Genomic DNA, 26484 nt, shown 5'->3' with positions numbered 1-26484 from the left:
GGCGTTCCGAGCGGCTCCTTGCAGTGAAGATCAGGCTAACCAAACGATAGCCCGAAGACGACGAAGCGTCAGGCCTGGGCGGCTAAAACACGCCGTTCCCAAGGGGTAATTTCATCAAAGAAGCTGGTCAGCTCCATGGACTTCGAAGCGACGTAGCCTTCGATGAACTCGGCGCCAAACAGTTCCTTCGCCAATCGGCTACGTTTCAGACGCTCAAGAGCCGCATGCAAGGTACACGGCAGCGAAAGATTATCCGGCACTTCGAATTCACCCTGGATCGCCTCACTCGGCTCCAGTTCTTTTTCAATACCATACAAGCCCGCGGCCAAGCTGGCGGCGATGGCCAGGTACGGATTCGCGTCAGCCCCCGGCAAACGGTTCTCGACCCGACGAGCGACCGGCGCACTGGCCGGAATGCGCAACCCGGCAGCCCGATTGTCGTGGGACCAGCAGGCATTATTTGGTGACGCATACGGATGGCACAAGCGCTGATAAGAGTTCACGTTGGGTGCGAACAGTGCCGTGAAATCAGCCATGCCGGCCTGTTGACCGCCGATGAAGTGACGGAAAGCGGCGGTCGGCTGACCGGCTTCGTCACTGAACACATTCTTTCCGGTGGCAATGTCGACGATGCTTTGGTGAATATGCATCGAACTGCCCGGCGTGTGCGCCAGCGGCTTGGCCATGCAGACCACGGTCAGGCCATGCTTTAGCGCGACTTCCTTGAGCAGGTGCTTGAACAGCAATGTCTGGTCGGCCAGCAGCAGCGCATCACCATGCAGCAGGTTGATCTCGAACTGACTGACACCCATTTCATGCATGAAGGTATCGCGCGGCAAACCCAGCGCCGCCATGCATTCGTAGACTTCACTGAAGAACGGCCGCAAGCCGCTATTGGAACTGACACTGAACGCCGACTGACCGTCCTCGCGACGACCGTCCAGGCCCACGGGCGGCTGGAACGGCTGTGTCGGATCGGGGTTGGGCGCGAAGACGAAGAATTCCAGCTCGGTCGCCACCACCGGCGCCAGGCCACGAGCCGCATAGCGCGCGATCACAGCCTTGAGCTGACCACGGGTCGACAGTCGCGAACCCTCGCCGCTCAATTCGTCCGCATCGCAAATGGCCAGCGCCCGAGGCTGCTGGCTCCAGGGCAACCGATAGATGTGCGCAACGTCCGGCACCAAGGCCAGGTCGCCATCATCGCTGCCGTAAAAACGTGCCGGCGGATAGCCGCCCATGATGCATTGCAGCAGCACACCTCGCGCCAACTGCAAGCGTCGTCCTTCGAGAAAACCCTCGGCCRTCATGACTTTGCCCCGGGGTACGCCATTCAAGTCCGGGGTGACACATTCAATCTCATCAATGCCCGCCAATCGCTGTGCGAGTGAACGATGGCCATCGGTTGTCATGACGCAATCCTTTGTTGTGCGAGCCGCGAACGGCGACCCGTACAAAATAGGCTCCGCCTGTTCAGAATTTCAAGCAGTGCCACACAATAAAGAACGGTCAGGGCAGATAAAGGGTGAACATACCGCCGCCCAATGGGCCGCCATTGCTGAGCAGGGTGCGTCCGCCGACGCCATTGCGCTGGTGCAGCGCGGCGATCCGCCCGGCAAAATACAGGCCCAGCCCGGTGCTACTGCTGCTGTAGTTGATGCCCTGCACATAATCCGCCTGACACTCGATCATCTCGGCCGGATAGCCGTTGCCATCGTCGTTGATGCTCAGCACCAGTTGACCGCCCTCGTCACTGACGCTGATCAGCAGCGACTCGCGCGCGTAACGAATGGCGTTGTTGATGATGTTGCCCAGCACCGAGGCGACCAGTTCCCGATCGAAGAAACCCAGCGGGCTCAACGGGTCGACTTCGTAGGTCGCGATGATGCCGCGACTGGCAAACACTTCTTGATGACTGGCCAGTTGCGCCTCAAGGAAATCATCCAGATCGTGGTAGGCCGGCTGCAGCGGCAGCTGATTGACGCCCAGTTTGTACAGGCCCAACAACTGCACCAACATGCCGTTGAGGTGCGCGAACTCATACTCGATGACGCCCTGCTCCGGGCAGTGCTGCTGCGGATCAGGCAAGCGCGCCAGCCAATGGCTGTGTGCCTGCATCACCATGGCCAGCGAGTTCTTCATGTCATGCACGGTGGAGGCAATCACCGTCGAGAAATCCAATGCCGGGCTGTCTTGGCTCATCCGTTGAACGCCTTGATTTTGAGTTTCTGATAGCGCGGATAACGCGCGTCGGTATCGGGCATCAAGCCGACCATTTTCAGGCAAACCCGACATTCTTCTATTTCCGCCGACGGCACACTGGTGTCAGTGCCGTGCAACAGCGACTGCGCCATGTTCAGGGCGATACTGATGTTTTTCGGCTGCATTGCCAGCGCTTTGCGGAACACCGCGCGGGCTTCCACCAGGTTGCCGGTCTTGTACACCCGCACGCCTTGGCGGTTCAGTTCGGCGGCGGCGTTGCTGGAACTGAGGATCGTCGGGTCGTCAGTCAGTTTGGCGATGCCCTTCATCACGACCGGATCGTCACCGTAGATTTCCGCGCAGTTTTTCAACATCGATGCGCCAGCACTCGCCTGACCGAGCATTTGCAATTGTTTGGCCACCAGCAGCGCGGCTTCGGCGCTCATGAACTGCTCCATGCCATCAAGGCGCATCATCGCTTGCTCGGTGAGCTTCTCGGCAGTTTCGGCATCGTTGAGCAACAGACTGGTGGCTTTCATCAGGCGCGCACGAATCTGCAGGCCAGGGTCGCTCGGATTTTCCTTGGCCACCAGGCTCAGGGTCGTGTTGATTTCCAGGCGGGTGCGAGTATCCAGGCCTTTCTCGCTGCCTTTGCTGATCAAGGCATGAGCCAGGCCCAGGTTGCTTTCCGCATCCTTGAAACGCGACTGAGCCCCTTGGTTCACCGCCTGGCGATAAGCTCGGGACGCGGTGTCGAAATCTTCGTTGGCCATCGCCAGTTTGCCCAGCAGCGCTTGTCGGCGAACCGCCAGCGGCGACAGACGAATGGCCTCTTCCAGTACTTTTTGGGCGCCCTTGTTGTCGCCTTCGACCACCAGCACGTCGGCCATGCCGTCATACAACGCAGGCATCAACGGAAACACTTTCAGCGCTTTTTCGTAGATGCCCTTGGCCTGGCTGACCTGGCCGCGCTTGAACAGCAACTGGCCCAACCCGGCAAACGCCCACGGCAACGGTCGATCAGCAATGATGCTGTCGTAGAGGCGCTCCAGCGCTTCGTTCTGATTCAAGTCGCGCAACGCATCCGCACGGTAGCGCAAGCACAGTGGCGAATAACGAATGTCTTTCTTGCACAGCTCGATGCAGGCATTGAGCACTTCAAGTGGCTTGCCACGGTCGAGTGCTTGCAGGATCGGCTTGAGCAGGTTCTTGCGTTGCTCCAGGCGCTCCAGGCGCTGAGCCAGGCCCGAGCGGTTGAACGGCTTGGTCAGGTAGGCATCCGGTTCGTGCTCCAACGCACTGAGGACCATGGCCTGGCTGGTTTCAGCAGTGACCATGACAAACACACTTTCATGGCTGATCAGCTTCTCGATCATCAAGTCTTCAAGCACTTGCTGACCGTTCTTCTTGCCGTCGCCGAGGTGGAAATCCTGCAGGATGAAATCGTAGGACTTCTGCGAACACATGCGCAGCGCCTGCTCGCCAGAATCTGCGGTATCCACGTCCTTGACGCCCAGCTCACGCAGCATGGACCTGACGGAACTGCGGAAATCCGAGAAATCATCGACGATCAGAAAACTCTTTTGGTGATACGACAGCATCGAAGATTTCCAGGCAATTTTAAGAAGAAGAGCGTGACCGTTCGGGTTATCGGCCAGCACTGGCGTTACCTTGAGAATTAGTAGGCCTCAAGTGTCGGCTAAATGTTTGCGCGAGTGGTCAGAACCCCTCCCACTCTGGATCCGAAACAGGACGAACCGCAGTGCAAAAGTTATCAATTGGTCTAAACATAACCACAGGTACGTCCCAAGCAGTCTCAAGTGTTTGCCCATGCTCAGACCGAATCGCGCCGCATGCCAGGGAATATGGACATTCTTGAGAGGGAACTCGACACGGTGCATTGAGGGATACGCAGAGGGAATTGACCGCCATGAAACGTCACTTGAACTCGACCTGCTTGCTCATTCCTGCCATCCATACATTGTCTGGCGATACTCGTGCCCTCCCCGGCCCGACGTTTATTAACGAAGACCTCCTCCCGGCGAAATCCGCCGACTCGAGCACTACTCCAGAGCTACGCCTACTAGGACAGTTCGCGACCGTAGTAACGCTGCTGGGTGGCCTGGTTGCGCCAGCATGGTCCGTTGATTGCCCGTCACCGGCGGTGGCCAATAACACGAACTGCACAGTACCAGCCGGCACAACCGTGACAGTCAACGCAGTCAATCCCGTCGGCCTGAACGACAGCGGTCTGTTGGGGCAAATCATCGGTGATGGCATTACCGTCAATCTGGCGGCCGCCACCACCACGGGCGCAATGGCGCTGCAAGGCGCGGCCATCAGCTTCAATGGGAGCACTGTCAGCACCACCTCCGTCGGGGCTGCCGCGAATGGGCAGGTCGGATTGTTCGCGTCTGGTGCTGGAAGCACTATTTCGGCAACCGGTGCCACGATCGACCTGACACCCGCTTCGGGCAACTCGCTGAACATGCGCGGCGCCGTGGCTGATCTTGGCGGTGTACTGACGCTGAGCAACACCACCGTGCTCGTCACTGGCGGTGCCAATGGCACGGGCAACTACGGCTTGGTGGCGACTGGGGCGGGAAGCCAGGTCAACTTTAGCGGGGGCTCGGTCAGCACCAATTCCCGCGGGGCTTTCGGGGTGTTGGCCGAGAACGGTGGAGTGGTCAATTTATCAAACGGAGCGCAGATCACTTCCGCCGGGACAACGAACGCAACCACGCTAGCAGGCAGCCATGCTCTGTACGCCACCGGTGCCGGTAGCCAAATCAACGCCACGGGCATCGCTGCGAGCGCATCCGGCCTTAACGCGTCAGCGGCGCTGGCCGAGGCCGGTGGCACCCTGGTGTTGACCAGTAGTTCGATCTCAAATTCGGGGTCCAGTAACAACGACAGTTTCCCGAATGCCGGGGTGCGAGCGCTCAATGGTGGCCACGTCGTGATGAGCGGAAGCGGCAGCGCGATCACGACCACCGGTCTGCGCGGCTTCGGGCTCTCGGTCGAGGGTGCCGGCTCGCAGGCTCAAGTGGCGGACACCGCCATACAGGTCGGAGGCAGCCGTTCCTTCGGGATTTCCATCAAGGCCGGTGGTGTGGCGCAGGTGAGTAACAGCAGCATCGCGCTAAACGGCGTCACCGGGCCTTTTTCACCGGCGGTGCAAGTTGAAGGGGCCGGCTCCAGCCTGACGCTGACTAACAGCAGCGTCAGCACCACGACACCCACCGTCGCCGTGGGCGTGACGGCCCGGGATGGCGCAAACATTATCATCAGCAATAGCTCGATCACGACCACGGGCGCCAACTCCGCGGCGCTGGCCGCCAGCAGTGCGACGGGCACGCCTGGCTCGGTGACGGCGAACAATGTAACCATCACCACCACCGGCGACGACAACGCAATGGGCGCGATTGCCGACCTCGGCGGCTCCGTCACGCTCAACGGCGGCACCATCACCACCAGTGGCAACCGGGTCAGACAATCATCGTTCGCCCACGCGCTTGGCGCGCGCAACCCAGGCGGCACCTTGATTGCCAACGGCACAGTGGTCAACACGTCGGGACTTTCCGCCATGGGCGCCTGGTCCGATGATGGCGGCACTTCGACCCTGAATGACGTCCGGATCACCACCTCCGGCGAGTTGGGCGTTGGGGTATATGCCGTCGCCGAGCAGGTCGGGGGGCAATTCAATGCAAATACCACGACTAATCGCACCACGGTGGTAACCACTGGCCTCAATGCCTTCGGCGCCGAGGCGCAATCTCGCAATGACCTGCCGGTTGATGTCGCCACGGTGACGTTGAACGACACATCAATTACCACCCGAGGCGTCGGTGCCGAGGGTCTGCGCGCTGTACTCGAGAACTACGGCTCGACGCCCACCGGTCGTGGGGAGGCCAATGTGGTGGCGAATCGCACGACCGTGCTGACTCAGGGCGCCGGCGCGCACGGCGCCTTGTCTCGGGACGCTCCCACCTCGGTAACGCTCAACCAGAGCTCGATCCAGACCTCTGGTGCAGCCGCCCATGGCGCGGTCGCGGTCATCGGTGGGCGTATTATCGGCACCGATTCCACGGTTTTCGCCAGCGGTGCCAACTCAATGGCGCTCTATGCCTTGGGCACACCCGGGGCGGTATCCACGGCCGACTTCACCCGAAGCACCCTGAACAACAGCAGCGGCCCGACTATTGGCGTTGCCGGCGATGCAAACGTCACCCTCACCCAGTCGACCGCAACCGGCGCCAGTGAGTGGCTGCGGGTGGGAACGCTCAGTGATTTCCCCCTCCTGAGCGCTTCGCCACCGCCCCTCACCGGCCCCGCCGATTTCCCGGATGAGATCACCGGAGACTTGCCGCCGCCGCAATCGCCGCCGATCACAGCGCCCGCACCGGCCGTCAGTCCGGGCCTGGCCAATATCAGCCTATCCGGCTCGACGGTGGTGGGCTCAGCCTTTACTGCGCCGGGAAGCGTTTCCAACCTGACCCTGAGCAACAACAGCCTGTGGCGCATGACCGGAGATTCCAATCTGACAAATCTGGTCAACGACCCCAGCCTGATTGAATTCTCTCCCCCGGTGGGTGGTGTATTCAAGACCCTGACGGTCAACACCTACAGCGGCGACGGTGCAATCGGGCTCAATACATTCCTCGGGGGGGATGGCTCGCCATCGGACAAACTCGTCATTGATGGGGGGACTGCCACAGCACTGGCTAGCGGCAACACTGCCCTACTGATCCGCAATGCCAGGGATGCCAGCGGCGTGTTGGGCAGAGGTGCGCTGACCACTGGCAACGGCATCCTGGTGGTGGATACGCTGAACGGTGGCACCACCGCTGCCAACGCTTTCCGACAAGGCAATCGGGTGATCGCTGGCCCCTATGAGCACACATTGCATCGCTCGAGCGTGGATGCCAGCAACAGCGAGGCCTGGTACCTGCGCTCCAGTGCCGAGCCCGTTCCACCGGATGATCCGAATCCGCCGACGCCGACACCGACGCCCGCCGTGCCGAACTTCCGTCCGGAAACCTCGCTCTATGGCGCCATCCCGGCCATGGCGCTGGTCTACAGCCGGGGCATGATCGATACCCTGCACGAGCGGGTTGCCGAGGAGCGCCGCATGCCCACCGATCCGTTGCCCAAGGAGCATGAAGAAACCTACGGCCCGTCACTCGGTTGGGGGCGGATGATTTTCCGCAATGGTGAACGGGAGAGCGGCCATGACGGTCCGTTTGGCAACTCCCCGGCGTACAACTATGACATGCAGGCGTTTCAGGTCGGTCTTGACCTGTATCGCGGCGAGGACACCGATGGCAGCCACGATCAGGCTGGCGTATCGCTGGCGGTCGGCAACATTGAAGGGGGGGTCGAGCACTACACGGGATTTGGTGCCGGCAATGATGTGTTGCGCGCCTACAGCCTGGGGGGCTACTGGACGCACTTCGGTCCCGACGGCGGCTATGTGGACGGGGTGCTGCAAGTGCACCGCTTCGACATTGAGGCCAAGCCGGGCGACATCGGTGAACTGGACACCCAGGGTTGGGGTTACACGGCTTCGCTGGAGACCGGCTACCCGTTCTTGATCGATGAGGGCGAAGGTGAGGACAAATACGAAAACCTCTACCTCGAACCGCAGGCCCAATTGATCTATTCGCACATCGACCTCGATGACAGCAATGACATTGCTGCCGACGTACGTTTCAGGGATGTCGACTCGCTGATTGGCCGCCTGGGCGTGCGCCTTGCCAAAGACTGGTTCCGCGAAAATGACAAAGGAGAAACATTGCGCACCAATGGCTGGCTGCGTCCCAGTGTCTGGCATGAGTTCAAGGGGCAACCCAAAACCGAATTCTCCTCGGCCGACGGCTTCGTGCCCTTCGAGGCGGATATTGGCGGGAGTTGGTGGGAGGCCAACCTGGGTGTCGATTATCAGGCCGACAAGAAAGTCACGTTCTATATTTCAGCCGGCTATCAGAAGGCCTTTGATGGCGACAGCCATAGCTATGAGGGCATGCTGGGGGTGAAATACGATTTCTGACCTTGGCCGGAGCGGCAAAAGGAACGTCATCGGTGTGGAAAGGAAGGTGGTGTCCCAGGGCAGGTTCGAACTGCCAGCCTTCCCCTTAGGAGGGGGATGCTCTATCCAATTGAGCTACTGGGACACAAGTCGCACGCATTGCGGTGCGATGGAGGGCCTGCATGTTAACGGGCAGGCCTGCGTTTGTCATGTCGTCCGTAGGGCTTTTTAACTGTAGGCAGACGCCCGCATGAGGGTGGGTTCGTTTACCGTGCAAATTGCATCCTCTCAAAATGCCATCATTGCAATTTGCAACGCAGGCCGTTTTCAAAGATAAGTTAATTCTTTGTTTTTAAAGGATTTAATAGCCGTTAAACTCCTGGCACGCGGGCTGCTTCAGCTGTTCTCAAGAATGTTCTCCAGAACAGCTGAGGTGAGCCTCATGAACCGCGCCCTTTTACTCTCGAATGCAATCGCTCTTGCAGTCCTGGCGAGTTTTCATTTTGCCCCCGAGAGCAGTGCGACGCAGGTTGCTCAGCGCATGCCGCATTACCTGCAACTGCAAAAAGCCCCGCAGTTAGCGGTGATGAATGATCAGCACGGTTTTAATCGCCAGGATGTGAGCCAGGAAGGTACACCCGTGTCGCAGGCTTCAGAACGCTTTGTATTTTGAATCATCCCTATCAGGAGCACAGCATGTCCAAATCAGCTGCAGGATTTTTGATCCTTGCCTTACTGAGCGGCATTCTTCATCTGGCATTGGTTCAGGAATCAGTGGTCACCCCGCCCCTGATTGCCTGCGGCGTTTTTGGTGGCTTATTTGTGCTGGCATTGATTGCCGGTCGAAAAATCAAATTCGATCCGGTTCTGCGTTGAGTGTCAGTAGATGCAGCAGGTTGGCAACGGTGACAGAGAGCTCCCCGGAATTATCCAGTCGATGGACCTGCGTATTACCGAGTAAATCGTTAGCGGCGAATTGTTCATTACGCCGCAGTCTCGCTTCGATCTCATCAAGACTCTCGCGGCCACGCCGCACCAGGCGCTTACGCAACACTTCATCCGTTACGGTCAGCACTACCGGCAACAGCGCGGGATAGCGTTGTAGCGCCTCGGCAAAATGACCGCGAGAACCGTTGATCAGTACGTGACGACCGCCCTTGAGCCAATCATTAATCTGAATCGGAATGCCATAACCCAGGCCATTGGCATGCCACGACAAGGCAAAGTCCCCTGCGTCTTTGCGACGCTCGAATTCTTCGCGGGATACGCCGATGGCGTCCTCACCCACAGACTCGGCCGAGCGTGTGATGACCCGACGCACCACTTCGCAGTTCATCGAGCGCAACGGTATTCGAGCCGCTTCAATGAGGCTGTCTTTGCCGGATCCGGAAGGCCCCATCAGATAAATCAGCCTGCCATCCATCCTGAATCATCCCCCACGACACTTGAGCCCCTAGTAAATCGGCAATTTGCCACTATTCTGTATTAGACAAGGATCAAGGATCGAATCCTTATAGCATGCACCTTCAGGCGTTTTCGGACATCACCTGCGGAGGCAAAGGATGCATTCAGCGATGCGGCGCTGGGCAAATTTTTTCCAACCAGTCCGCATTTCTGAAAATGGGTGCTGGCAGAACGCCTTTACCCAGATCAATATTTGTCACAGAATTGACGCCAATGATCTGGCTGCTTTGAGGCATGATGCGCGCCTCTATCAATTCAGGTTGAACATTTGGCCATAACGCTTGTCCTACCAGACATCCTGCGGCCAATCCCGAGAACCGCTCCCCTGAACTAACCGGTTAAATATATGCGCCCATTGAAACAGGCAATTTATTCCAGCCGTACGGCTGACAAGTTCGTCGTACGTCTGCCAGACGGAATGCGTGAACGCATTGCCGAGGTGGCTCGCAATCATCATCGCAGCATGAACTCCGAAATCATTGCGCGCCTTGAGCAGAGCCTTATTCAGGAAGGCGCACTGGGCGAAGAATTGAGCATGCGCCTGGACAGCCCCGAACTGTCATTGCACGAACGCGAGTTACTGCAACGCTTTCGTCAACTCTCTCACCGCCAACAAAACGCTCTCGTGTCGCTGATTGCCCACGACGCCGAATTGGCCGCCGACGCTTCCTGATTCATCCCGAAAGCTCAAGCCAGCATAATTGCTGGCTTTTTTTTGCCTGAAATCTGGCAAAAAAAACCCGCCGGGTTGGGCGGGTTTTCAAAAGCGTACACGTCAGAGCAGAAAGATCGTCGCCAGCCCGAGGAAGATGAAGAATCCGCCGCTGTCGGTCATGGCAGTAATCATTACACTCGCGCCCATCGCCGGGTCGCGCCCAAGTCGCGCCAGGGTCATTGGAATCAAAACCCCCATCAATGCTGCCAGCAACAGATTGAGCGTCATGGCGGCAGTCATGACCACGCCAAGGGACCAACTGCCGTAAAGCATATAGGCCACTACCCCAATCACCCCGCCCCAGACCAGGCCATTGATCAAACCGACCGCCAGCTCCTTGCGCATCAGTCGCGAGGTATTGCCGGTACTGACCTGATCCAGAGCCATGGCCCGCACGATCATGGTGATGGTCTGGTTACCGGAGTTGCCACCGATACCGGCGACGATCGGCATCAGTGCCGCCAGCGCGACCAGTTTTTCGATGGAGCCTTCAAACAGGCCAATTACCCGGGAAGCAATAAACGCAGTAATCAGGTTCACCGCCAGCCAGGCCCAACGGTTACGCAGGGATTTCCAGACTGACGCAAAAATGTCTTCTTCTTCGCGCAGACCCGCCATGTTGAGAACTTCGTTTTCGCTCTCTTCACGAATCAGGTCGACCATTTCGTCGATGGTCAGACGGCCGATCAGCTTGCCGTTCTTGTCGACCACGGGGGCAGAGATCAAGTCATAACGTTCAAACGCCTGAGCAGCGTCGTAGGCGTCTTCGTCCGGGTGAAAACTCACCGGATCGCTGGCCATGACTTCCGAAACCTGTTTTTCCGGATCGTTGACCAGCAAACGCTTGATCGGCAGCACGCCCTTGAGCACGCCGTCATAGTCGACCACAAACAATTTGTCGGTATGACCCGGCAGCTCCTTGAGACGGCGCAGGTAACGCAGGACCACTTCGAGACTGACATCCTCACGGATGGTCACCATCTCGAAGTCCATCAGTGCACCGACCTGCTCCTCGTCATAGGACAACGCGGAGCGAACGCGCTCACGCTGCTGGCCGTCGAGGGTTTCCATCAGCTCGTGGACGACGTCTCGCGGCAGCTCGGAAGCCAGGTCAGCAAGTTCGTCGGCGTCCATGTCCTTGGCCGCCGCCAGGAGCTCGTGATCGTCCATGTCGGCGATCAGGGTTTCACGGACCGAGTCGGATACTTCGAGCAGGATGTCGCCGTCACGATCCGCCTTGACCAGCTGCCAAAGCGTCAGACGATCGCCCAGCGGCAGTGCTTCAAGGATGTAGGCGACGTCGGCGGAGTGCAGATCATCGAGCTTGCGTTGCAGCTCGACGAGATTCTGCCGGTGAACCAGGTTCTCGACCCGGTCGTGGTGCGGACCTTCCTGGCGATGAGTCAGGTCTTCGACAACCCGCTGACGCTGCAACAGCTCAACAACTTGAGCGAGGCGGTCCTGCAGGCTTTCTTGCGTTTTCTTTACTTCAACTTCGGACATAGGCGAACTCCACTCCCAGCAGCGGGGCACGCCGGAAGGATCAATCAGTCAATTCATGATTGGTAAAACGGGGTATTGAGTAACTACTGGGTAAGTCCATGGATGTATTCCACAAGCCCCGGCGGGGCTGACGGGCGCAATGATACACCGCCCAACGGTTTTAAACGTTAAAAAATCGTGGCTGAAACAAGCGCTTGCAAGCCAAACCTGAGCGCCACCTTATCTATCAAACTGCGACGACTCATTCTGAAAAGAAAACACACCGCTCTCAAAAAATGTAGCAGCTACCCTTGATATCGACCGTCATGGAGGACGCCAAATGTCACCTTATTCCTACTATTTTTTGCTGAGCGCGCTGCTTTGCCTGTCGCCTTGGTTGCATGCGGCGGCTGTCCACCGGTGCGAGGCACCCAACGGGCACCTGACCTTCACCACTATGAGCTGCACGGACGCAGAGAGCCTGTCAGTGCAGGAGGTGCGCCCCTTCACCCCCGGCAGCGTGATGGCGCTCATGCCGAACGCCGACAGCACTGAAAAATCAGGCAGGAATAGCAAAAGCAGAGCGCCGACCATTGTGGGTCAAGCCGAGGACAAATGTGGAAATCTGATCGACGCCAGAAAACGGCGCGAAGCGATCATCAATCAACGAGTCGTTGCCGGCATGAGCCAACAGGATGTCGAGAGCGCTCTCGGCAAGCCAGACAAGATCAGTATCAGGAATTCATCAACGAGTTACCGTTACGACACCCAGCGAGGTCGCAGCGCACATGTCGAGTTCGACGAGAAAGGATGTACGAAAGGAAAAGCCAAATCCCAGACGGCAAAAAGCCCGCATTAAATGCGGGCTTTCTGTTGTATGGTGCACTCGACAGGATTCGAACCTGTGACCGCTCGGTTCGTAGCCGAGTACTCTATCCAGCTGAGCTACGAGTGCATTTGTGTTTTTAGACCAGATCACAACTGGTTGAAGCCAAGTCATTCACATTGCTGCAGATGACTCTTAAATGGTGCACTCGACAGGATTCGAACCTGTGACCGCTCGGTTCGTAGCCGAGTACTCTATCCAGCTGAGCTACGAGTGCATTTGTTGCCGCGCATTATAGGCCGTTGAATCTTTTTGTAAAGCGCTTTTTTCTAGTAATTTCAACAACTTACCGAAGAAGCCAGATTACAACGTACTACGCAAATAATGGCGGAGAACGGGGGATTCGAACCCCCGACACCCTTTTGAGGTGTACTCCCTTAGCAGGGGAGCGCCTTCGRCCACTCGGCCAGCTCTCCGCAACACGGGGCGTATCTTAACCAACCTTTTCCCCGTTTGCAAACATAAAAAACGATAAAAATTAATGGCTTGGTTCTTCGTCCTTCTCTTTCTTTATACGCAGGTAAATTTCCTCACGATGCACAGCAACCTCTTTCGGGGCGTTGACACCGATACGCACTTGATTTCCTTTGACGCCGAGCACGGTCACGGTGATTTCGCCATCACCAATAATCAGGCTTTCTGCGCACCGACGGGTCAGAATCAGCATACCTTTCTCCTAACGCATTTCATTTCAGGGACAACAGTCTGCAAAAAAAAGGCACTCGACCCACAACCAGAATGATCGCAGCCCTACATGCCTGAGTATTGACCAGCGCGAGCAAAAGAACAGTTCCAGGTCGCGCCACTCAAAAAAAAACGAAGGGCGCGGTCAGACCGCGCCCTTCGTCAAACGCATCACTCGCCCTGACGGGCTGGCGCGTCCAGTTCGAAAGCTGTGTGCAGAGCGCGCACAGCCAGTTCCAGGTACTTCTCTTCGATCACAACGGAGACTTTGATTTCCGAGGTCGAGATCATCTGGATATTGATGCTTTCTTTCGCCAGCGATTCGAACATGCGGCTAGCCACGCCTGCGTGCGAACGCATGCCAACGCCCACGATCGACACCTTGGCGATCTTGGTGTCACCCACGACTTCACGGGCACCCAGTTCGCTAGCAGTTTTTTCCAGCACGGTTTGCGCCGCCTGGTAGTCGTTGCGGTGCACAGTGAAGGTGAAGTCGGTGGTGTTATCGTGCGCAACGTTCTGCACGATCATGTCGACTTCAATGTTCGCGGCACTGATCGGGCCGAGAATCTTGAATGCAACGCCCGGGATGTCTGGCACGCCACGGATGGTCAGCTTGGCTTCATCGCGGTTGAAAGCGATACCGGAAATGATCGGCTGTTCCATGGTTTCCTCTTCATCAATAGTAATRAGGGTGCCCGGACCCTCCTTGAAGCTGTGCAGAACGCGCAGCGGAACGTTGTACTTGCCGGCGAACTCGACCGCACGGATCTGCAAAACCTTGGAACCGAGGCTGGCCATTTCCAGCATCTCTTCGAAGGTAATCTTTTCCAGGCGCTGGGCCACGGACACCACGCGCGGGTCAGTGGTGTAGACACCATCGACATCGGTGTAGATCTGGCATTCATCAGCCTTCAAGGCTGCTGCCAGCGCCACGCCGGTGGTATCGGAACCGCCACGACCGAGGGTGGTGATGTTGCCGTGCTCGTCGACGCCCTGGAAACCGGCGACAACCACCACGCGACCGGCCTTCAGGTCGCCGCGAATCTTCTGGTCATCAATCTGCAAGATACGCGCTTTATTGTGCGCGCTATCGGTCAGAATCCGTACCTRATTGCCGGTGTACGACACCGCTGGCACGCCACGCTTCATCAGCGCCATGGCCAACAGCGCAATCGTCACCTGCTCACCGGTGGAGACGATCACATCCAGTTCACGCGGAACCGGTTGGTCATCACCACTGATTTGCTTGGCCAGATCGATCAGACGGTTGGTTTCGCCGCTCATTGCAGACAGCACAACCACCAGGTCATCGCCGGCATCGCGGAATTTCTTAACCTTGTCGGCGACCTGCTCGATTCTCTCGACAGTGCCGACTGAGGTGCCTCCAAATTTCTGTACGATCAAAGCCATTTCAAAGCCGCCTCTGCCCATGAAGGGCGCCCAAATAATCACTCAAACAGCGTTCTGGCCCGCCACTAGACCGCGGGCCAGACACACTGCCTTATAAACCCTGCTCTACAAATGGAACGGTCAGGGCCAATGCTGCATCCAGTGCGCCAGCGTCTGTACCGCCGCCCTGCGCCATGTCCGGACGACCACCGCCCTTCCCGCCCACTGCCGCAGCGGCTTGCTTCATCAAATCACCGGCTTTGAGTTGGCCAGTCAGGTCTTTGGTTACGCCTGCAACCAGAACGACCTTTTCCTCATGGACACTGCCGAGCAGGATCACTGCGCGGCCGAGTTTGTTTTTCAGTTGATCGACCAGCGCCAGCAGCGCTTTGCCGTCCTGACCGTCCAGACGCACGGCCAACACCTTCACGCCTTTGACGTCCAGTGCAGAGGCCGACAGATCGTCGCCCGCCGCGCTGGCAGCCTTGGCCTGCAACTGCTCGAGTTGCTTCTCCAGCAGACGGTTGCGCTCCAGCACAGCCGACAGCTTGTCGATCAGGTTGTCGCGGCTACCCTTGACCAGGTTCGCCGCTTCCTTGAGTTGTTCTTCAGCCGCGTTCAAGTAGGCCAGTGCCGCAGCACCAGTGACTGCCTCGATACGACGTACGCCCGATGCCACACCGCCTTCGCTGATGATTTTCAGCAGGCCGATATCGCCAGTACGGTTGGCGTGGATACCGCCGCACAGCTCGACGGAGAAATCACCGCCCATGCTCAGTACGCGCACGTTGTCGCCGTACTTCTCGCCGAACAGCGCCATGGCGCCCTTCTTCTTGGCGGTTTCGATGTCGGTTTCTTCGGTTTCAACGGCGGAGTTCTTGCGAATCTCGGCGTTGACGATGTCTTCCAGCGCTTTCAACTGCTCAGGCTTGATCGCCTCGAAGTGACTGAAGTCAAAGCGCAGGCGCTGACTGTCGACCAACGAGCCTTTTTGCTGAACGTGATCGCCCAGCACCTGACGCAATGCCGCGTGCAGCAAGTGGGTCGCCGAGTGGTTCAGCGAAGTGGCGTGACGCACATCAGCCTCAACGTGGGCTTCCACGGGAGCGCCGATGATCAGGCTGCCGCTTGCCAGCACGCCGTGGTGCAGGAACGCTCCGCCGGTCTTGGTGGTGTCACGCACGTCGAAACGCGAAGCGCCGGCTTGCAGATAACCACAATCGCCGATCTGGCCACCGGATTCGGCGTAGAACGGCGTCTTGTCGAGAACGATCACGCCCTCGTCGCCTTCGCTCAATACGTCGACCGACTGGCCGTCCTTGTACAGGGCAACGATTTTTGCCGAACCGCTGGTATCGGTGTAGCCAGTGAATTCGGTGGCCACGTCAACCTTGACCAGGGTGTTGTAGTCCAGGCCGAACGAGCTGGCCGAACGCGCACGCACGCGCTGGGCTTCCATCTCGCGCTCGAATCCGGCTTCGTCGATGGTCAGCTCTCGCTCACGGGCAATGTCGGCGGTCAGGTCCATTGGGAAACCGTAGGTGTCATACAGCTTGAACACCACGTCGCCCGGCACCACAGTGCCTTTGAGTTCGGCCAGATCCTGCTCGAGAATCTTCAAGCCGTGTTCCAGGGTCTTGGAGAACTGCTCTTCCTCGGCCTTGAGCACGCGCTCAATGTTGGTCTGTTGCTGCTTGAGTTCCGGGAAGGCTTCGCCCATCTCGGCCACCAGCGCCGCGACGATCTTGTAGAAGAAGCTACCGGTTGCGCCCAACTTGTTGCCGTGACGGCAGGCGCGACGAATGATCCGGCGCAGTACATAACCGCGACCTTCGTTGGACGGCAGAACGCCGTCAGCGATCAGGAAACCGCACGAACGGATGTGGTCGGAAACCACTTTCAGCGAAGACTGATCGCCATTTTCGCAGCCGATCGCATCGGCCGACGCGCTCAGCAGGTTCTTGAACAGGTCGATTTCGTAGTTGGAATTTACGTGCTGCATTACCGCACTGATCCGCTCCAGGCCCATGCCGGTGTCGACCGACGGCGCTGGCAGCGGATGCAATACGCCATCGGCGGTGCGGTTGAACTGCATGAATACGTTGTTCCAGATCTCGATGTAGCGGTCACCGTCTTCTTCCGGCGAGCCCGGTGGGCCGCCCCAGATGTGGTCGCCGTGATCGTAGAAAATCTCGGTGCATGGGCCACACGGGCCAGTATCGCCCATGGTCCAGAAGTTGTCGGAGGCGTAAGGCGCGCCCTTGTTGTCGCCGATGCGAATCATGCGCTCGACCGGCACACCGATTTCTTTGGTCCAGATGTCATACGCTTCGTCGTCCGAGGCATAGACGGTGACCCAGAGTTTTTCCTTCGGCAGCTTCAAAACGCCGGTCAGGAAAGTCCAGGCGAAGGTAATCGCGTCGTGCTTGAAATAGTCACCGAAGCTGAAGTTACCGAGCATTTCGAAGAATGTGTGGTGACGAGCGGTATAACCGACGTTTTCCAGGTCGCTGTTCTTGCCGCCGGCGCGTACGCATTTCTGGCTGCTGGTGGCGCGGGTGTACGCGCGTTTTTCCTGGCCCAGGAAGCAGTCCTTGAACTGGTTCATCCCCGCGTTAGTGAACAGCAGGGTTGGGTCGTTGCCCGGAATCAAAGAGCTGGAGGCTACACGGGTGTGGCCTTGCTCTTCGAAGAAGCGAAGGAAGGCTTCACGGATTTCTGCGCTTTTCATTAGGTTCTTCCACGGAGGCTGCGGCCAAAGGCCTGTTCGAAACGTCAACAGACGAAGCGACGGCAAAGGGCCGCATTATATCGGCCCTGCGCGCGGGGTACAGCGTGTTTATACGATAGAAACGGTCAAATGGAACGCTAACGCTATCACTTGCGCGAAAAGTCGACGAATGCCGCGACGACTTGTTCGATTTGAGCACGGCTGACATCCATGTGCGTGACCATTCTCAGCCGACCGGCAGCGCTGAGCTTGATGCCACGATCAGTGGCGAAGCGCTTGATCGCCTCGGCGTTGTCACCCATGGCCACGTAAACCATGTTGGTCTGCACCGGTTCAACCTCATAGCCCGCCGCACGCAGGCCTTCGGCCAGCAACTGTGCGTTGGCATGGTCGTCGGCCAGACGCTGGACGTTGTTGTCCAGCGCGTACAGGCCCGCCGCGGCCAGAATCCCGGCCTGACGCATGCCACCGCCGACCATTTTGCGTAACCGGCGTGCCTTGCCGGTCAACTCGACCGAACCGCACAGCACCGAACCGACTGGCGCTCCCAGGCCTTTGGACAAGCAGACCGAAACGGAATCGAAGTGCTGAGTGATTTCCCGGGCATCAACCCCCAGTTTGACTGCCGCGTTGTATAACCGCGCGCCGTCCAGGTGCAGCTGCAACCCGTGCTCACGGGTAAAACCGCGGGCCCGCGCCAGATACTCAAGCGGCAGCACCTTGCCTTGCATGGTGTTTTCCAGCGCCAGCAAACGGGTGMGGGCGAAATGGAAATCGTCCGGTTTGATCGCGGCCGCCACGTGGGCCAGGTCCAGCGAGCCATCGGCCTGCACTTCCAGCGGCTGCGGCTGAATCGAACCGAGCACCGCCGCACCGCCACCTTCGTACTTATAGGTGTGCGCCTGCTGGCCAACGATGTACTCCTCGCCACGCTCGCAATGTGCCATCAGGCCCAGCAAGTTGCTCATGGTGCCTGTCGGAACGAACAGCGCCGCCGCGAAACCCAGGCRCTTGGCCAATTCGGTTTCCAGACGATTGACCGTCGGATCTTCACCATAAACATCGTCACCGGTGGTGGCTGTGGCCATCGCGTCGAGCATGCTGGCGCAAGGTTGGGTGACGGTGTCGCTGCGAAGATCGATAACACTCATGAATCTGGCCTCGGTAAGCAGGGGAAATCCCTTTCAGGAAAGAATTACTGCGGGCATGGCGACGATTAATCAACCCTTGCGCAGGAAAAGGTCGATTAAACCAACGGAAAAGTCGATGACAATCATCCAAAAGGGGCCATGCGCATACCGCAAATATGTGATAAAAACGCTGCGCCGCCAAACATTCCGGCGGCAAAAACGTTCTCAGGGCGGGGTGCAACTCCCCACCGGCGGTAATTGCGCGCAATGCGCATAGCCCGCGAGCGCTTGGCGACAGGCACGGCATTGGCTGTGTATGACGACAAGGTCAGCAGACCCGGTGTGATCCCGGGGCCGACGGTCATAGTCCGGATGAAGAGAGAACGGGATTGACACCATAGGGCCGTCCGCAGGCATTCGTGCGAGCGTGCGCACCCTCAAATCCCATTCGATTCATATGCCCTGTTTTAACCATAAACAGGAGTCAGAACATGCAACCCACCGCAATCGACAGCAAAAGCAAACACTCTCATGGCGAGCGCGTTGCGTTCATCCAGGCCTGCTGGCACAAGGAAATCGTCGATCAGAGCCGTAAAGGCTTCGTGACCGAAATGATTGCCCAGGGTTATCAGGAGTCAGAAATCGATTTCTTCGAAGTCGGCGGCGCCTTTGAAATGCCCCTGCACGCCAAGTTGCTGGCCAAGACCGGTCGTTATGCCGGCATCGTCGCCGCAGCCCTGGTGGTTGATGGCGGGATCTACCGTCACGAGTTCGTCGCCCAGTCGGTGGTCAGCGGCCTGATGCAGGTGCAACTGGAAACCGAAGTGCCAGTGTTCTCGGTATCCCTGACCCCGCACCACTTCCATGCCGGTGAAGAGCACCAGAAATTCTTCTTCGAGCATTTCCTGCATAAAGGCCAGGAAGCGGCGAAAACGTGCGCGGATACGCTGCAGAAGATGCGTGCGCTGCGCCGCACCGAGCCGCGTGCAATGGCTGTCTAATCCAAAATCTTTGGTCCGGGTGAAGTCTCTGCCTTCACCCAAACCAACTGTGGGAGCGAGCTTGCTCGCGATAGCGGTTTAACATTCAACGGTGATGTTGTTTGTTATACCGCTATCGCGAGCAAGCTCGCTCCCACAGGGGGGTTGCGTATCGCTTAAGTTGTGGTCAGGCCAGGTTTTCGTCAGTCGTCGGCACGACCAGAATGCCGGCACGCAAGCCATTCTTCACCTTGGGGTTCGGAAAGATGATCCGGGCGCCCTCTTCTTCGATGATCCAGCGGGTATTGGCGATGTCTTCCGCCAACAGATAACCCACCTCCAGCTGCGAAAAATTCTCGATGTCCACTGGAAGGTTCAAGCGGAAGCTATCGCTGTGCTTGATGATTTCCCGCGCCACGCTGTACARCTGCAAACCGTCCAGCGCTGCGTCGGTCAGTTCCGGCTCGGTGCCTTCGATGATCTGTTTCAGGCGGTTTTCCAGCAGGGAAACGTTGACCCCGTCGTTCTGCCCGAACGGTCGTGCCTTGCCCAGTTCAAGGGTGAAGGACTCGGCGCCCAGCTTGTCGTAGGTGTAGGAACTGAAGACGATGGACGGCTTGTTCTGCAACAGCACGGCCTCCATCCCGGCAGCACGCAGGCGCGCCAGTTCAAGACGCGAATGCTGGCGGCCTTCCTTCCAGGGGTACAAGGCGAACTGTTCGATTTTCGAGCCGCGAATCGCAGTGTGCAGATCGTAGTGCAGGCGCTGGCGATCCGGCAGGCTGAAGAAACTCGCCGCCAGCCGCTCCAGCTCACAAGCGCGCAAGGCTTCTGAGCCGCTGCTTTGTTCGTGACGGCCATTGAACAGCCGATTGACGTCCTGCTCGATAAAACGCTCGCCTTTACGGATCGCGTCGGGGTTACCGAACAGGAACAGAATACGTGCGCGTGGCTTGAGGTCGCCACGGGCGATGTCATGCAACAGGCGATCGAGCAATTCGATCGGCGCTGTTTCGTTGCCATGGATACCGGCCGACAGCAGCAGGTCCAGGCCGTTGTCGCGAGCCTCAGGTGGCCGGACTTCCAGCGCACCTTCGCTCAACCAGCGCATCCGCACGCCTTCGACTGTCAGTTGAGTCTTCTCCGCCGGTTCGCGGCCGGCGAGGGTTAGTTCAAGCAGTTTGCCGAGGGCGAGCATAGAGCGTTTCCTTAGTGGTCGTGTGCGCAATCCGGGCCATGCACGTGGTCTTCGTCGCCGACTTCAGCCGGTTCCATTTCCAGTTGCAGACTTACCAGATTAGTCGCCAATGGGCGCAGCAGCAGGTTGGCGTATTCAGCGTCGCCTTCTTCAACGTCCACACCGATCAGCAGTTGGCCGCGGCCATCGTGCTGGATCCACAGCTCTTTGCCTTGCCACATGACCGCGACGCGGGTGCAGGAAGTTTCCAGTTGCGTGCCGTCGGTGTCTTCAAGGATCAGCTGCAGGGTATCGCTCATGTTTTTTACGCTCTCGGTTGAGACTTTCAATTGATCTGGAATGGATAAACCGCGCCCAGTTTAAGGATTTGCGTCAGTTCATCCAGTGCCGTCCGGCACTCAAGCAACAATTGCGGGTCCGCGAGATCGGTTTCGGTCATGCGGTCGCGGTAGTGCTTGTCGACCCATTCGGTCAGCGTGCCGTACAACGGGGCCGTCATGATAACCCCTGGATTGACGGCCGCCAGCTCGGTTTCATTCAGTGCGACGCGCAGCCGCAGGCAAGCCGGGCCACCGCCGTTCTGCATGCTTTGCTTGAGATCGAACACCTTCACTTCACGGATCAGGCCGCCGGAGCTGGTCAAACCTTGCAGGTATTGCCAGACACGCTCGTTGCCACGGCACTCTTCCGGCACGATCAACAGCATCGAACCGTCAGGACGCGACAGCAGTTGGCTGTTGAACAAGTAGGAACGAACGGCGTCTTCGACGGTAACTGCCGAACGCGGTACGCAGACTGACTGGAATTTCCCACCGACCTTGGCGAGTTTGCTTTGCAGTTCCGCCAGCATCTGCTCGGTGTCGAGGAACGCGTCCTCGTGATAGAACAACACCTCACCGTTACCCACGGCGATCACGTCGTTGTGAAACACGCCCTGATCGATCACCGACGGGTTCTGCTGCGCGTAGACCACGCCGTCTTCACTCAAGCCGTGCAGGCGGGCAACGGCTTGGGACGCTTCCAGTGTCTGGCGCGCCGGGTATTTCTGCGGCGCCGGGTAACGGGTATCGAAAGCGCTGCGACCGAACACGAAGAACTCGACGCCTGCTTCACCGTATTCACGGCAGAAACGGGTGTGGTTGGCGGCGCCTTCGTCACCGAACTGCGCCACGGCCGGCAACGCGGCGTGGTGAGCAAAGTGCTTCTGATCGGCGAACATTGCCCCCAGAACGCGACTGGTGGTCGGGTGTTCGATGCTGCGGTGATATTTGCAGTTGAGGTTGGCGGCAGTGAAATGCACGCGGCCATCGGCCGTGTCGGCACTTGGGCTGACCGTGGCGGCGTTGGCCACCCACATGCTCGACGCCGAGCAACTGGCGACCAGCAACGGCATCGCTTCTTTGGCGGCGCGCTCGATCACTTGAGCATCGGTGCCGCTGAAGCCAAGACGACGCAGCGCGGCGATGTCCGGGCGTTCTTGCGGCGCCAGCACGCCCTGCTGGAAGCCCATCTCCATCAGCGATTTCATTTTCGCCAGGCCTTGCAGCGCGGCTTCCTTCGGGTTCGAAGATTGCTGGCTGTTGCTCTGGGACGCGACGTTGCCGTAGGACAGGCCGCCGTAGTTATGGGTCGGCCCCACTAGACCGTCAAAATTGACTTCATAGGATTTCATCAGCGAGGCTCCACGAGAATCTGTTGTTATAGGCTTCAATAAATATGACTGGATGCGAATCCTGTAGCAGCTGCCGAAGGCTGCGTTCGGCTGCTTAGCAGTCGTTAATCGGTACACCGTGTTTCCAGATCAGAATCATGGATACCGCAATCGCGACTGCTTCGCAGCCGAACGCAGCCTTCGGCAGCTGCTACATAAGCCCTAAGAAAGCTTCACGCCAGGCGTGAGAGCGGCAGGCAACACCAGGCTCGGCGTTTCCAGCGAGGCCACCGGATACGCGCAGTAATCGGCGGCGTAGTAGGCGCTGGCGCGATGGTTGCCCGAGGCACCGACGCCGCCAAATGGCGCGCTGCTCGCCGCACCGGTCAATTGCTTGTTCCAGTTGACGATACCGGCGCGGCTTTCCAGCCAGAACTGCTGATAACGTGCCTCGGAGTCCGACAGCAGGCCCGCCGCCAGGCCATAGTCGGTGTCGTTGGCTTCAGCGATCGCCGCTTCAAAATCAGCGTAGCGGATCACTTGCAGCAACGGGCCGAACAGCTCTTCGTCAGGACGATCGGCAACGGCAGTGACATCCAGAATACCCGGGGTCAGCAAGGCCGCTTGAGCCTGAGGCTGAGTCATCTCCAGCAAGGCTACCGCACCATTGGCCAGCAAATGTTCCTGCGCATCCATCAGCGCTTTCGCAGCACCGAGGGAAATCACCGAACCCATGAACGGTGCCGGCTGCTGATCAAACGCACCGACTTCAATCGTCGAGCTGACTGCCACCAGACGCGCCAGCAGCGTGTCGCCCCATGCGCCTTGCGGCACCAGCAAACGACGTGCACAGGTGCAACGCTGGCCGGCAGAAATGAAGGCCGACTGGATGATGGTGTAAACGGCGGCATCGAGGTCCGCCACTTCGTCGACCACCAGTGGGTTGTTACCGCCCATTTCCAGCGCAAGGATTTTGTCCGGACGACCGGCAAATTGCTGATGCAAGTGGTTGCCCGTGCGGCTGGAGCCGGTGAAGAACAAGCCGTCGATGCCCGGGTTCGCCGCCAGGGCAATACCGGTTTCGCGAGCGCCTTGCAGCAGGTTCAGCACGCCCGCCGGCAGGCCAGCTTCGATCCAGCACTTGACCGTCAGCTCGGCGACTTTCGGAGTCAACTCGCTCGGTTTGAACAACACGCTGTTACCGGCCAGCAGCGCCGGCACGATATGACCGTTCGGCAAGTGGCCAGGGAAATTGTAAGGACCGAACACGGCCACCACGCCGTGCGGTTTGTGACGCAACACAGCGGTGGCGTCGCCCAGCGGGCCGCTCTTCTCGCCGGTACGTTCACGGTAGCTCTGCACCGAAATCGCAATCTTGTTGACCATGCTGGTCACTTCGGTCGCCGATTCCCACAGCGGCTTGCCGGTTTCCTCACCGATGCAGCGCGCCAGTTCGTCAGCCTTGTTTTTCAGCGCAGCGGCAAAGGCCTCAAGCACGGCAATGCGCTCATCCAGCGTACGACGGGCCCAACCGGGGAATGCCTGACGAGCGGCTTGCACGGCGGATTCAACCTGAGCGGCCGTGGCGCCTTCGCCGGCCCACAGCACTTGCTGGGTCACCGGGTTCAGCGACTGGAAGGTTTCGCCCTGGCCAGCCAGCCATTCACCTGCGATGTATAGCGAATTCATTACTTCGACTCCCGAGCAGCAGACAACGGAACGGCGCGCACTTGATCGCCGGCGTTGAGTTGAAGACGTTTGGCGGTCAGCGGATCAACCACCAGCGTGCCGGCGGCGAAGCGTGCTGGCGCGGCAGTGATCCGGCAGTCTTCGCGCTTGCGGTTGTGAATCAGGAAAGGCGTCGCGTCGTCACCCGGCGTGCCGATGGCCAACACCAGTGCCTCGCTGTCGCGCACGGCGCGGATCTTGCCGGTTTCGCACTCCACGGCCGGGCCGGCGTCGAAGATGTCGACGTAACCCTGGTAGCTGAACCCTTCACTCTTGAGCATGGCCAGTGCCGGCTCGGTGTCCGGGTGGACCTGACCGATAACATTGCGCGCATCTGGCGACAGGAAGCAGGTGTACAGCGGAAACTTCGGCATCAGTTCGGCGATGAACGCCTTGTTGCCCACGCCGGTCAGGTAATCGGCCTGGCTGAATTCCATCTTGAAGAAGTGGCGGCCCAGGCTTTCCCAGAACGGCGAACGCCCGGCTTCGTCGGACACACCGCGCATCTCGGCGATGATCTTGTTGCCGAACAGTTGCGGGAACTCGGCAATGAACAGCATCCGCGCCTTGGCCAGCATGCGGCCATTGAGCCCGGTGCGGTAATCGGCGTGCAGGAACAACGAGCACAGCTCAGAGTTACCGGTCAGGTCATTGGCCAGGAACAGCGTCGGGATCTCGCGGTAGATGTTCAGCTCTTGCGAAGCGCTGACCGTCAGGCCGACCCGGAAGTTGTACCAGGGCTCACGCAGGCCGACGGCGCCGGCGATGGCAGAAATGCCCACCACGCGCCCCGTGTCGTCTTCGAGTACGAACAGGTAGTCCGCATCAGCGCGCCCGGCTTCGCCGCGAAAGGTCTTCTCGGCCCAGCCGACCCGATGGGCCAGCCGCTCTTCGTTGGCCGGCAAAGTGGTCAGGCCGGTGCCAGTGCTGCGGGCCAGGTCGATCAGAGCGGGTAAATCGCTGCTGCGTACGGGACGAACGATCATGCTATCTCCTCAAACGGGCCGCTTGCGCCACCCGTGAAATTTCGCTGCTTTCCAGGCATTTCTTTCTGGAAATCAAAGCCGGCGTTAAACCGCCACCAGGCGCACGCTGGCACCTTCGCCGACGCCCAGGGCTTCGGCCGCTTCCAGGTCCAGGGTTACCGGTTTGCCTGGCGCATAATCGAGCTCAAGCAACACGGCGCGGTAATCCTGCAATTGGGCATTGGCCACCAGATACTGACGACCGGCACCTTTGACCGGCTCGCCGATTTTCACCGGCACGACGCGGCTCTGGGCGATCGAACGGATCCCCGTCACACGTGCGTGCAAGGTCGGGCCACCGTCGAAAATATCGATGTAGTGATCGGTCTCGAAACCTTCGCGCATCAGGATGTCGAAAGTGATCTGAGCCCGTGGATGCACCTGGCCCATCGCCTCTTGAGCGGAGTCCGGCAGCAGCGGCACATAGATCGGGTAATGCGGCATCAGCTCGGCCAGGAACGTACGGCTCTTGAGGCCACACAGACGTTCGGCTTCAGCGTAGTTGAGGTCGAAGAAGTTACGGCCGATGGCATCCCAGAATGGCGAGTCACCGTTTTCATCGCTGTAGCCAACGATCTCGGTCACCACGGAGTCGGCGAAGCGCTCCGGATGGCTGGCCACGAACAGCAGGCGGCCACGGGAATTGAGTTCGGCCCAAGGCGACCCCACCAGCTCGCGCTGTACGTAGAAACTGGTCAGCAAACTGTTGCCGGTCAGGTCGTGGCATTGGGAGAGCACGTGGATCTTGTTATGAATCTTCAGCTCGCGGGAAGCGTGCACGAAGGTTTCATTACGGAAGCTGTAGAACGGCTCGGAATAACCCGCCGAAGCAACGATGGCCGAACAACCGACCAGTTTGCCGGTGGCGGTGTCTTCGAGGACGAAGAAATAGCTCTCTTCACCGTTGAAGCTGACTTCGGCAGAAAACGAGGCTTCGCTTGCCGCGATCTTGTCGCTCAGGCGTTCAACGTCATCCGGCAAGGAAGTGACACCAATCGGGCTATCCGCAGCCAGACGCTGTACCTCGCCCAGATCAGCCATTTGCGCGGGGCGCATCACCAGCATGGTGTCACTCCTTTCTCTAAAAACTTTCATAAGTAAAATGCCCGGCTCATGTGGGAGCGGGCTTGCCCGCGATAGCGTCCTGTCAGATAACAATGAAGTCGGCTGTCAGGCCCTCATCGCGGG

21 protein-coding genes, 4 tRNA genes and 1 riboswitch are annotated in these 26484 nt (G+C 58.8%); of the genes, 6 read left to right on the top strand and 19 right to left on the bottom strand.

The features are described 5' to 3' along the window. Nucleotides 1-68 precede the first annotated feature (68 nt). From AC1D2P_RS14830 to AC1D2P_RS14820, 3 genes are all read right to left on the bottom strand, one after another. Complete coding sequence (locus AC1D2P_RS14830) at nucleotides 69-1310, bottom strand: glutamine synthetase family protein (protein ID WP_477811486.1); 1242 nt, start codon at nucleotides 1308-1310, stop codon at nucleotides 69-71. A gap of 199 nt (nucleotides 1311-1509) precedes the next feature. Then, nucleotides 1510-2202 carry a sensor histidine kinase gene (locus AC1D2P_RS14825; protein WP_046031546.1) on the bottom strand — a complete coding sequence of 231 codons (693 nt, stop codon included), beginning with the start codon at nucleotides 2200-2202 and terminating at the stop codon, nucleotides 1510-1512. After that, entirely contained in the window at nucleotides 2199-3803 is a 1605-nt protein-coding gene (locus AC1D2P_RS14820; RefSeq protein ID WP_109785161.1) for a tetratricopeptide repeat-containing response regulator, read from the bottom strand. Before AC1D2P_RS14820 ends, AC1D2P_RS14825 begins: the two co-directional genes overlap by 4 nt. 605 nt (nucleotides 3804-4408) lie before the next feature. On the opposite strand from AC1D2P_RS14820, the gene AC1D2P_RS14815 reads away from it, so the two are divergent. Beyond that, nucleotides 4409-8251, top strand: coding sequence for an autotransporter outer membrane beta-barrel domain-containing protein (locus tag AC1D2P_RS14815; RefSeq protein WP_477757824.1), 3843 nt, complete (start codon nucleotides 4409-4411; stop codon nucleotides 8249-8251). Nucleotides 8252-8298: 47 nt separating this feature from the next. On the opposite strand, the gene AC1D2P_RS14810 is transcribed toward AC1D2P_RS14815, so the two are convergent. Then, nucleotides 8299-8375, bottom strand: a tRNA-Arg gene (locus tag AC1D2P_RS14810). 297 nt (nucleotides 8376-8672) lie between these two features. On the opposite strand from AC1D2P_RS14810, the gene AC1D2P_RS14805 reads away from it, so the two are divergent. Both AC1D2P_RS14805 and AC1D2P_RS14800 read left to right on the top strand, forming a co-directional pair. Next, complete coding sequence (locus AC1D2P_RS14805; protein WP_109785268.1) at nucleotides 8673-8903, top strand: hypothetical protein; 231 nt, start codon at nucleotides 8673-8675, stop codon at nucleotides 8901-8903. 23 nt (nucleotides 8904-8926) lie between these two features. Next, nucleotides 8927-9106, top strand: coding sequence for a PA3371 family protein (locus AC1D2P_RS14800; RefSeq protein ID WP_109785142.1), 180 nt, complete (start codon nucleotides 8927-8929; stop codon nucleotides 9104-9106). Here AC1D2P_RS14800 and phnN read toward each other — a convergent pair. Next, a complete protein-coding gene (phnN, locus tag AC1D2P_RS14795) occupies nucleotides 9081-9653 on the bottom strand; it encodes a phosphonate metabolism protein/1,5-bisphosphokinase (PRPP-forming) PhnN (RefSeq protein ID WP_109785141.1) in 573 nt (190 codons plus the stop codon). The two genes, AC1D2P_RS14800 and phnN, sit on opposite strands and share 26 nt — an antisense overlap. Before the next feature lie 387 nt (nucleotides 9654-10040). Between phnN and AC1D2P_RS14790 the strand changes: the two genes are divergently transcribed. Then, a complete protein-coding gene (locus tag AC1D2P_RS14790) occupies nucleotides 10041-10367 on the top strand; it encodes an Arc family DNA-binding protein (protein ID WP_028620557.1) in 327 nt (108 codons plus the stop codon). Between the two features lie 102 nt (nucleotides 10368-10469). On the opposite strand, the gene mgtE is transcribed toward AC1D2P_RS14790, so the two are convergent. Then, nucleotides 10470-11912, bottom strand: coding sequence for a magnesium transporter (gene mgtE, locus AC1D2P_RS14785; protein ID WP_109785140.1), 1443 nt, complete (start codon nucleotides 11910-11912; stop codon nucleotides 10470-10472). A gap of 319 nt (nucleotides 11913-12231) precedes the next feature. Between mgtE and AC1D2P_RS14780 the strand changes: the two genes are divergently transcribed. Next, the gene (locus tag AC1D2P_RS14780; RefSeq protein ID WP_223522225.1) at nucleotides 12232-12750 is read left to right on the top strand and encodes a cell envelope protein SmpA; all 519 of its coding nucleotides are present in this window, start codon (nucleotides 12232-12234) and stop codon (nucleotides 12748-12750) included. A 19-nt stretch (nucleotides 12751-12769) separates the two neighbouring features. On the opposite strand, the gene AC1D2P_RS14775 is transcribed toward AC1D2P_RS14780, so the two are convergent. The 7 genes from AC1D2P_RS14775 to ltaE form a co-directional block, all read right to left on the bottom strand. Next, nucleotides 12770-12846 (bottom strand) — tRNA-Arg (locus tag AC1D2P_RS14775). Between the two features lie 71 nt (nucleotides 12847-12917). Continuing rightward, nucleotides 12918-12994 (bottom strand) — tRNA-Arg (locus AC1D2P_RS14770). A 108-nt stretch (nucleotides 12995-13102) separates the two neighbouring features. After that, nucleotides 13103-13193, bottom strand: a tRNA-Ser gene (locus tag AC1D2P_RS14765). Nucleotides 13194-13255: 62 nt separating this feature from the next. Further along, a complete protein-coding gene (gene csrA / locus AC1D2P_RS14760) occupies nucleotides 13256-13444 on the bottom strand; it encodes a carbon storage regulator CsrA (protein WP_002554426.1) in 189 nt (62 codons plus the stop codon). A 188-nt stretch (nucleotides 13445-13632) separates the two neighbouring features. After that, nucleotides 13633-14874, bottom strand: coding sequence for an aspartate kinase (locus AC1D2P_RS14755; RefSeq protein ID WP_477811485.1), 1242 nt, complete (start codon nucleotides 14872-14874; stop codon nucleotides 13633-13635). 91 nt (nucleotides 14875-14965) lie between these two features. After that, the gene (alaS, locus tag AC1D2P_RS14750) at nucleotides 14966-17584 is read right to left on the bottom strand and encodes an alanine--tRNA ligase (RefSeq protein WP_046031538.1); all 2619 of its coding nucleotides are present in this window, start codon (nucleotides 17582-17584) and stop codon (nucleotides 14966-14968) included. A gap of 146 nt (nucleotides 17585-17730) precedes the next feature. Continuing rightward, nucleotides 17731-18735 (bottom strand): low-specificity L-threonine aldolase, encoded by a 1005-nt coding sequence (gene ltaE, locus AC1D2P_RS14745; protein WP_477811484.1) that lies wholly within the window; start codon nucleotides 18733-18735, stop codon nucleotides 17731-17733. Between the two features lie 196 nt (nucleotides 18736-18931). Further along, nucleotides 18932-19103, top strand: a riboswitch (FMN riboswitch). Nucleotides 19104-19205: 102 nt separating this feature from the next. Here ltaE and AC1D2P_RS14740 point away from each other — a divergent pair. After that, the gene (locus AC1D2P_RS14740; RefSeq protein ID WP_109785138.1) at nucleotides 19206-19715 is read left to right on the top strand and encodes a 6,7-dimethyl-8-ribityllumazine synthase; all 510 of its coding nucleotides are present in this window, start codon (nucleotides 19206-19208) and stop codon (nucleotides 19713-19715) included. Between the two features lie 166 nt (nucleotides 19716-19881). On the opposite strand, the gene astE is transcribed toward AC1D2P_RS14740, so the two are convergent. The 6 genes from astE to aruF all read right to left on the bottom strand — a co-directional run bounded on the left by astE (nucleotide 19882) and on the right by aruF (nucleotide 26361). Continuing rightward, nucleotides 19882-20892 (bottom strand): succinylglutamate desuccinylase, encoded by a 1011-nt coding sequence (gene astE, locus AC1D2P_RS14735; RefSeq protein ID WP_046031535.1) that lies wholly within the window; start codon nucleotides 20890-20892, stop codon nucleotides 19882-19884. A gap of 11 nt (nucleotides 20893-20903) precedes the next feature. Further along, the gene (locus AC1D2P_RS14730) at nucleotides 20904-21191 is read right to left on the bottom strand and encodes a hypothetical protein (protein ID WP_046031534.1); all 288 of its coding nucleotides are present in this window, start codon (nucleotides 21189-21191) and stop codon (nucleotides 20904-20906) included. Nucleotides 21192-21217: 26 nt separating this feature from the next. Beyond that, nucleotides 21218-22564: an N-succinylarginine dihydrolase gene (gene astB / locus AC1D2P_RS14725; RefSeq protein ID WP_460164302.1), complete on the bottom strand. Its 1347-nt coding sequence runs from the start codon at nucleotides 22562-22564 to the stop codon at nucleotides 21218-21220. Nucleotides 22565-22765: 201 nt separating this feature from the next. Beyond that, the gene (astD, locus tag AC1D2P_RS14720; protein WP_109785137.1) at nucleotides 22766-24232 is read right to left on the bottom strand and encodes a succinylglutamate-semialdehyde dehydrogenase; all 1467 of its coding nucleotides are present in this window, start codon (nucleotides 24230-24232) and stop codon (nucleotides 22766-22768) included. Then, a complete protein-coding gene (gene astA / locus AC1D2P_RS14715; protein ID WP_046031531.1) occupies nucleotides 24232-25257 on the bottom strand; it encodes an arginine N-succinyltransferase in 1026 nt (341 codons plus the stop codon). The genes astD and astA overlap by 1 nt, the downstream gene beginning before the upstream one ends. 84 nt (nucleotides 25258-25341) lie before the next feature. Next, a complete protein-coding gene (gene aruF / locus AC1D2P_RS14710) occupies nucleotides 25342-26361 on the bottom strand; it encodes an arginine/ornithine succinyltransferase subunit alpha (RefSeq protein WP_046031530.1) in 1020 nt (339 codons plus the stop codon). Between the last annotated feature and the right edge of the window lie 123 nt (nucleotides 26362-26484).

Source organism: Pseudomonas sp. P1_F1_2, from assembly GCF_056405815.1.
The sequence above is the reverse complement of the archived record's forward strand: the minus strand, read 5'-3'. Positions and strand labels throughout refer to the sequence as shown.

Bases quoted from the DNA above. Each gene is read 5' to 3' on its own strand.
- AC1D2P_RS14825 (WP_046031546.1), bottom strand. From the start codon at position 2,202: ATGAGCCAAGACAGCCCGGCATTGGATTTCTCGACGGTGATTGCCTCC.
- AC1D2P_RS14800 (WP_109785142.1), top strand. From the start codon at position 8,927: ATGTCCAAATCAGCTGCAGGATTTTTGATCCTTGCCTTACTGAGCGGC.
- AC1D2P_RS14730 (WP_046031534.1), bottom strand. From the start codon at position 21,191: ATGAGCGATACCCTGCAGCTGATCCTTGAAGACACCGACGGCACGCAA.
- csrA (WP_002554426.1), bottom strand. From the start codon at position 13,444: ATGCTGATTCTGACCCGTCGGTGCGCAGAAAGCCTGATTATTGGTGAT.
- AC1D2P_RS14780 (WP_223522225.1), top strand. From the start codon at position 12,232: ATGTCACCTTATTCCTACTATTTTTTGCTGAGCGCGCTGCTTTGCCTG.
- astA (WP_046031531.1), bottom strand. From the start codon at position 25,257: ATGATCGTTCGTCCCGTACGCAGCAGCGATTTACCCGCTCTGATCGAC.
- astB (WP_460164302.1), bottom strand. From the start codon at position 22,564: ATGAAATCCTATGAAGTCAATTTTGACGGTCTAGTGGGGCCGACCCAT.
- AC1D2P_RS14805 (WP_109785268.1), top strand. From the start codon at position 8,673: ATGAACCGCGCCCTTTTACTCTCGAATGCAATCGCTCTTGCAGTCCTG.
- phnN (WP_109785141.1), bottom strand. From the start codon at position 9,653: ATGGATGGCAGGCTGATTTATCTGATGGGGCCTTCCGGATCCGGCAAA.
- AC1D2P_RS14790 (WP_028620557.1), top strand. From the start codon at position 10,041: ATGCGCCCATTGAAACAGGCAATTTATTCCAGCCGTACGGCTGACAAG.
- alaS (WP_046031538.1), bottom strand. From the start codon at position 17,584: ATGAAAAGCGCAGAAATCCGTGAAGCCTTCCTTCGCTTCTTCGAAGAG.
- AC1D2P_RS14820 (WP_109785161.1), bottom strand. From the start codon at position 3,803: ATGCTGTCGTATCACCAAAAGAGTTTTCTGATCGTCGATGATTTCTCG.
- aruF (WP_046031530.1), bottom strand. From the start codon at position 26,361: ATGCTGGTGATGCGCCCCGCGCAAATGGCTGATCTGGGCGAGGTACAG.
- AC1D2P_RS14740 (WP_109785138.1), top strand. From the start codon at position 19,206: ATGCAACCCACCGCAATCGACAGCAAAAGCAAACACTCTCATGGCGAG.
- mgtE (WP_109785140.1), bottom strand. From the start codon at position 11,912: ATGTCCGAAGTTGAAGTAAAGAAAACGCAAGAAAGCCTGCAGGACCGC.
- astD (WP_109785137.1), bottom strand. From the start codon at position 24,232: ATGAATTCGCTATACATCGCAGGTGAATGGCTGGCTGGCCAGGGCGAA.